Origin of the sequence: Rossellomorea oryzaecorticis (assembly GCF_038405515.1) — a bacterium.
Classification (GTDB): Bacteria; Bacillota; Bacilli; order Bacillales; family Bacillaceae_B; genus Rossellomorea; species Rossellomorea oryzaecorticis_A.
On sequence record NZ_JBBYAF010000050.1, the window covers coordinates 20,347 to 27,278 of the forward strand.

The 6,932-nt window shown below is 47.0% G+C and carries 2 protein-coding genes; both read right to left on the minus strand.

What is annotated here, in order from left to right:
• Nucleotides 1–139: 139 nt before the first annotated feature.
• The gene (locus tag AAEO50_RS18835; RefSeq protein WP_341985890.1) at nucleotides 140–1,627 is read right to left on the minus strand and encodes a glutamate synthase subunit beta; all 1,488 of its coding nucleotides are present in this window, start codon (nucleotides 1,625–1,627) and stop codon (nucleotides 140–142) included.
• A gap of 18 nt (nucleotides 1,628–1,645) precedes the next feature.
• Nucleotides 1,646–6,232 (minus strand): glutamate synthase large subunit, encoded by a 4,587-nt coding sequence (gene gltB, locus AAEO50_RS18840; RefSeq protein ID WP_341985892.1) that lies wholly within the window; start codon nucleotides 6,230–6,232, stop codon nucleotides 1,646–1,648.
• Nucleotides 6,233–6,932 lie beyond the last annotated feature (700 nt).

Consider the following 6,932-nt stretch of genomic DNA (forward strand, 5'->3'; position numbering starts at 1 on the left):
GTATTACAAAATAATAACAAATTTGGTTTTTATCCACATGTTAATAAGTCGTCATGACAATATGTACAAATGCTTCATTGATATCCAAAAAAAACAGACCTCCAAGGATACTCTCCCTAGAGGTCTCTCAATCAATTGATTATGGCAGTTCAGTTGTTCCCATCAAGAAGCGGTCGCATTCTCGTGCTGCCCCGCGTCCTTCGTTGATCGCCCATACGATAAGGCTTTGACCGCGGCGCATGTCCCCTGCTGCGAAGACGCCATCGACATTGGTCATGTACTTATCGTACTCGGCATCGACAGTGGAGTTGCTTTTCGTTTCGATTTCAAGCTCTTTCAACAGGCCTTGTTCGGGACCGCTGAATCCGATCGCGAGAAGAACAAGGTCAGCCGGCCATACTTTTTCCGTGCCGGGAAGCTCTTCACGGATACGGTTGCCGTTTTCATCAATTTTCAATGAAACGTTCACCGTGTGAACTTCTTTGATGTGGCCATCTTCATCCCCGACGAATTTCTTTGTCATGACCGCATAGGCACGCGGATCATGGCCGAATACTTCTTCTGCTTCCTTCTGCCCGTATTCCACACGATGGATGATTGGATACTGCGGCCAAGGATTCCCCACTTCATCCCGGATCGCTCCTTTTTTCGCGTAGATATCAAATTGCGTCAGGCTCTTGCAGTTATGTCTGATGGACGTGGCAAGGCAGTCTGTACCAGTATCTCCCCCGCCAATGACAATCACGTTCTTCCCTGCTGCAGAAAGATAGTTTCCATCTTCGAAATTGGAATCCAATAAGCTCTTTGTATTTGCATGAAGGAAATCCATTGCATAGTGGACGCCTTTTAAATTTCTTCCTTCCACTTCTAAATTACGGTGAACCGTCGCGCCTCCGCAAAGGATGACTGCATCAAATTCACTTTTTAATTCTGAAGAAGAAATATCTTTGCCTACTTCTGTATTCGTTATAAACTTGATTCCCTCTTTTTCCAGAATATCCACACGTCTCTTTACGATAGAGTAAGGAAGCTTCATTTCAGGAATCCCATAGGTCAGCAGTCCGCCAACGCGGTCATTCCGCTCAAATACCGTCACCAAGTGGCCCGCTTTGTTGAGCTGTGCAGCAGCAGCTAATCCGGCTGGACCGGAGCCGACCACTGCCACCCTTTTACCTGTACGGATCTCAGGAGGCTGAGGCACGACCCAGCCTTCTTCAAATCCTTTTTCGATGATGGACCTTTCCACCGTCCGGATTGCAACAGGAGGTTCATTGATACCAAGGACACATGCCCCTTCACAAGGTGCAGGACAGGCAAAGCCTGTGAACTCCGGGAAGTTATTCATTTCATGCTCACGCTTCAATGCTTCCTTCCATTGTCCTTGATACACCAGGTCATTCCACTCTGGAATCAGATGATAAACAGGGCAGCCCGTCGTGACCCCTGCAAGCTCCATGCCGGACTGGCAGGTAGGGACGCCGCAGTCCATGCAGCGCGCGCCCTGTTTCCTGACCTCTTCCTCTGATAGCGGAAGTGTATAGTCATCCCAGTCTTTCGTACGTTCGGCAGGATTCCTTTCATCCAGCGGTTGTCTCTTGTATTCCATGAAACCAGTAGGTTTTCCCATCCATATCCCCCTCCTTCTTTATTTTACTGTCTCTAGTTTTTTTGTACTTTCTTCGAACGCAGTCATTTCAGCATCGGATTTCTCCAGTCCACTGCTTTCAAGCTCTGAAATTCTCTCTTTCATTTTCAGATAGGATTTAGGGATCACTCGTACAAATTTGGACACATACGCATCCCAGTTAGACAATATCTTTCTACCATTTGCACTGTTTGTATAGTTCACGTAATTTTGAATCAGATCATACACTTCTTTCGTTTCTTCCGGATCGAATAATGGCTGCAGAAGGACAAGCTCCTTATTGCAGCGGGAATTGAACGACCCGTCCTCATCGAGTACATAAGCGGTTCCGCCGGACATTCCTGCGGCGAAATTACGACCTGTACGCCCAAGGATGACTACCTTACCGCCAGTCATATATTCACATCCATGATCGCCGACACCTTCTACGACTACATTCGCGCCGCTGTTTCTTACGCAGAAACGTTCCCCGGCAATTCCATAGATGTATGCTTCACCAGCTGAAGCACCGTAGAATGATACATTTCCGATGATTGTATTCCGTTCCGGCACAAAAGTGGATGTAGGGTCGGGATGAACGATGATTTTTCCACCGGATAATCCTTTTCCTACGAAGTCATTCGCATCCCCGACAAGCCTCAATGTCAAACCTTTCGGGATATAAGCGCCAAAGCTCTGTCCTGCAGAACCAGTGAACTTCAGGCGGATTGTGTCTTCTGGCAGCCCTTCAGCCCCGTAACGCTTCGTTATTTCACTTCCAAGCATTGTACCCGTCACACGGTTGATGTTCCGGATGGCTGTCGAGACTTCTATCGGCTCTTTATTCTCAATCGCTTTACGGCATCTCGGGATCAGCTCTTGGAAATCAAATGTCTTCTCAAGCTCATGATCCTGTTTTCTGACAGCATATCTGCTTACTTTCTCAGGTACATCCGGCTGATGAAGAAGCGCTGATAAATCAAGGCCTTTCCCCTTCCAGTGGTCGATTGCTTCATTTGATTGAAGGACATCTGTACGTCCGATCATTTCATTGATCGTTCTGAATCCAAGCTCTGCCATCAGTTCTCTCGCTTCCTGAGCAACAAATCGCATGAAGTTTGCCACATGTTCAGGATCACCCATGTATTTCTTGCGAAGTTCAGGATCCTGTGTCGCAATGCCGACAGGACATGTATTCATATGGCATACACGCATCATGACGCATCCAAGTACAACAAGCGGTGCAGTTGAGAACCCGAATTCTTCTGCTCCCAACAGGGATGCCACAACCACATCACGGCCCGTCATCATCTTCCCGTCGGTCTCAACGACAATACGGTCACGGAGGCGGTTAAGAAGGAGGGTCTGATGCGCTTCAGCGAGCCCGATTTCCCAAGGCAGGCCTGTATGCTTCAAGCTCGTTCTTGGAGCGGCACCTGTTCCTCCGTCATATCCTGAAATCAGCACTACATCCGCACGGCCTTTTGCCACACCTGCAGCGATTGTCCCGACGCCGACCGCAGATACCAGCTTCACGCTGATACGCGCCTGTGGATTAGCGTTTTTCAAGTTATGGATCAATTCTGCAAGGTCCTCGATTGAATAGATGTCATGGTGAGGAGGCGGTGAAATAAGCTCCACTCCCGGAGTGGATCCGCGTACCTCTGCAACCCATGGATACACCTTCTTGCCAGGCAGATGTCCGCCTTCACCGGGCTTAGCGCCCTGAGCGACTTTTATCTGGATTTCATCTGCATTGACAAGATAGTGACTTGTCACTCCGAAACGTCCGGAAGCAACCTGTTTGATCGAGCTGCGGCGCAGGTCTCCATTTTCATCCCGTGTGAAGCGGTTCGGATGCTCGCCGCCTTCACCGGAGTTGCTTCGCCCTCCGATGCGGTTCATGGCAATCGCCAGGGCTTCATGGGCTTCCTGACTGATTGAACCGAAAGACATCGCACCTGTCTTGAATCTCTTGCAGATCTCTTCCACCGATTCAACTTCCTCAATCGGAACCGGCTGTCTTTCTTTGAAGGAAAGCAGTCCGCGAAGAGATTGCAGGTTTTGTTTCTCATCTGTCAGCATCTTGGAATATTTCTTGAACGTTTCGAAATTGTTCGTTCTGCACGCATGCTGAAGGGTATGGATCGTACTTGGGTTATATTGGTGATCTTCACCGTTTTTACGGTACTGGAACTCATCACCGGACTCCAGCGTACGGTTATAGTCTTTTCTCTCCACAAATGCCTTGCGGTGTCTCATCAGCACTTCTTTCTCAATGATATCGAGTTTGATTCCGCCTAATCTTGAGGAGGTACGCGTGAAGTATTTGTCGATTACTTCCTTATGAATACCGATTGCTTCAAAGATTTGGGCACCGCGGTAACTTTGAATCGTTGAAATTCCCATTTTAGAGAGAACCTTCATGACGCCATCTGTTGCAGCCTTCACATATGTCTTAACCGCTTCTCTGTGCGTCGTTTGTTGAAGCTCTCCCTTATTGACAAGGTCACGCAAAGATTCATATGCCAAGTAAGGCGTGATGGCTTCTGCACCGTAACCGAGAAGGGTAGCAAAGTGATGGACTTCCCTTGGCTCCCCGGACTCGACCAGCAGGCTGACCTTGGTTCGTGTCCGCTGACGGATCAGATGGTGATGCAGACCGGAAACCGCAAGCAGGGCAGGGATGGCTGCACGCTCTTTTGTCACCCCTCTGTCAGATAAGATCAGCAGGGTGGCACCTTCTTTGATGGCAATGTCAGCTCTCGCGAATAATTTATCCAGCGCGCCTTCCAGCTGGTCCTCTTCTTCTGTAACGTTAAACAAGGTCGATAATGTGACCGCTTTGAATCCTTCTTCGTTCTGGTAACGCAGTCTTTCAAGCTCTTCCGTCGTAAGGACTGGTGTCTCCAGACGGATATGCCTGCAGCTCTCCGGACCGGGCTCTACCAGATTCCCTTCCGCTCCGATCGTGGTTCCGACAGACGTGACGATCTGTTCGCGGATTGCATCGATTGGCGGATTGGTTACCTGTGCAAACAGCTGCTTGAAGTAGTTATAAAGAAGCTGCGGCTTTTTCGATAGGACGGCAAGAGGAGAATCGTACCCCATCGAACCGACAGGATCTTTTCCATCCGTCACCATCGGCTTGATGATTTTATTGATTTCCTCGGTTGTATAACCAAAAGCCTGCTGCTGCACCAGAACTTCCTCAGAAGTATACATTTCAGATCCATATGGTGATTCAGGCAGATCCTTCAGTTCTTTTTTATTGTTATTCAGCCAATGTCTGTACGGTTGTTCATTCGCCACTCGAAGCTTGATTTCTTCATCCGGGATCATTCTTCCCTTTTCCAAATCGACAAGGAGCATTTTCCCAGGCTGAAGACGATCTTTGTAGACGATATCATCAGCAAAAATATCGAGGGCCCCTACTTCAGATCCCAGGACGATCATGCCATTCTTTGTGACATAATATCTTGCGGGTCTGAGTCCGTTACGGTCAAGGCATGCCCCGATATGTTTACCATCCGTGAATACAAGCGCTGCCGGTCCGTCCCACGGCTCCATCAGGCAGCTGTGATATTCATAGAAATCCTTTTTCTTCGGATGAATCGTATCATCATTTTCCCAAGGTTCAGGCACCATCATCATCGCGGTATGGGCAAGTGACCTACCAGAAAGGTGAAGAAACTCAAATGCGTTATCGAACATGGATGAGTCACTGCCCGTCTCATCAATGACCGGAAGGATTTTCTCCAGATCTTCTTCACTGAAGGCAGATGAGTGGCACAGCTGTTCACGCGCTCTCATCCAATTGACGTTTCCTCGTAATGTATTGAATTCTCCATTATGGATGGTATACCTGTTAGGGTGTGATCGCTGCCAGCTTGGAAATGTATTCGTACTGAAGCGGGAATGCACCAGGGCCAGTGCGGATTGGAACTCAGGGTGATTGAGGTCGATGTAAAAGGAATCTAATTGTTCGGGGATGAGCATCCCTTTGTATACAATGGTTGTGGAAGATAAACTGCACAAGTATACGTCCTTTAATTCCTCAATCTGTGATGTTTCTTTCTCGATTCGTTTTCGGATTACATAAAGCTTTCTTTCAAAATCCATCCGTGTTTTCATATCATCAGAAGCACCGATGAACACTTGCCTGATAAACGGCTTAGACTTGGAAGCGACTTTCCCTACAAAGGAATCATTGATTGGTACGGGTCTCCATCCAAGCGTCTTCTGTCCTTCTTCTTCAATGATGCGTTCAAATAATTCTTTGCTCTGCATCCGGGAGTCATAATGTTCGGGAAGGAACACCATCCCTACTCCGTATTCACCTTCACCAGGCAAGGAGATATCTTCTTTTTCACATTGCTTCTTGAAAAATCTGTGAGGAATTTGGGTAAGGATACCTGCACCGTCACCAGTGCTTGTATCGGCGGATTGTCCTCCGCGGTGTTCAAGGTTACAAAGGATATTAATGGCGTTTTGGACGATATTGTGTGACTTTTTGCCATCTATATTGGCAATCATCCCAATACCGCATGCTTCATGTTCATGCGCTGGATCATACAATCCCTGCGCAACAGGAAGATTATTTTTCATTCATAACGTCCCCCTCTTCTTAACTACTATTATTGAAAGATAATAAAACCTTTTAATCGAATTTTCTTAATTTTTGTTAGTATATCATGAAATTTAGAAAAAACGAAAAATTTAGTTAATGGTTTTAACCCTTTTAACGCCATTATTCCGGGTATATTGAGAAGAAAAAACGGAGGAAAATTTATCATTTAACTAAATATTCTAAAACTTTAAAACCTTGCTATTTCAATAAAGAAATCGTTTACAAAAATCTCATTTTACGACTTACATAGTTATGAATATTTTTGGATTTTTATGTGATATTTTTCCTGAAAATTTTTTTTTGAGAGACGAAATTTCTAGGGGGATTTTTACGTTTCGTTGCAATATAACCTTTTTTGGTGTTTATCAAACTTTTTACAGCATGGAGCCTTTAATCACCGCTGTTGATTTCCGTGCAAGACTTCGCTTTCCGCGGGTGACCCGTGAGCCTCCTCGGCTTTGCCTGCGGGAAGAAAAGCGGAGGGGCTTTGTTCAGAGGCGGGTGGCGTAAGGCGAATCGGCCACGAAGGCGTTCTTTGCCTTCTTGGTCGGTTTGACTTATGACATGTGCCTCTAAGCCCTGCAGCTGGACAAATAGAAAAGCGGAGGCGGCTTGCCCAGAGGCGACAAGCATAAGGCGAGCAAGCCGGAAAGGCGTTCTTTGCCTTTTTGGCTTGCT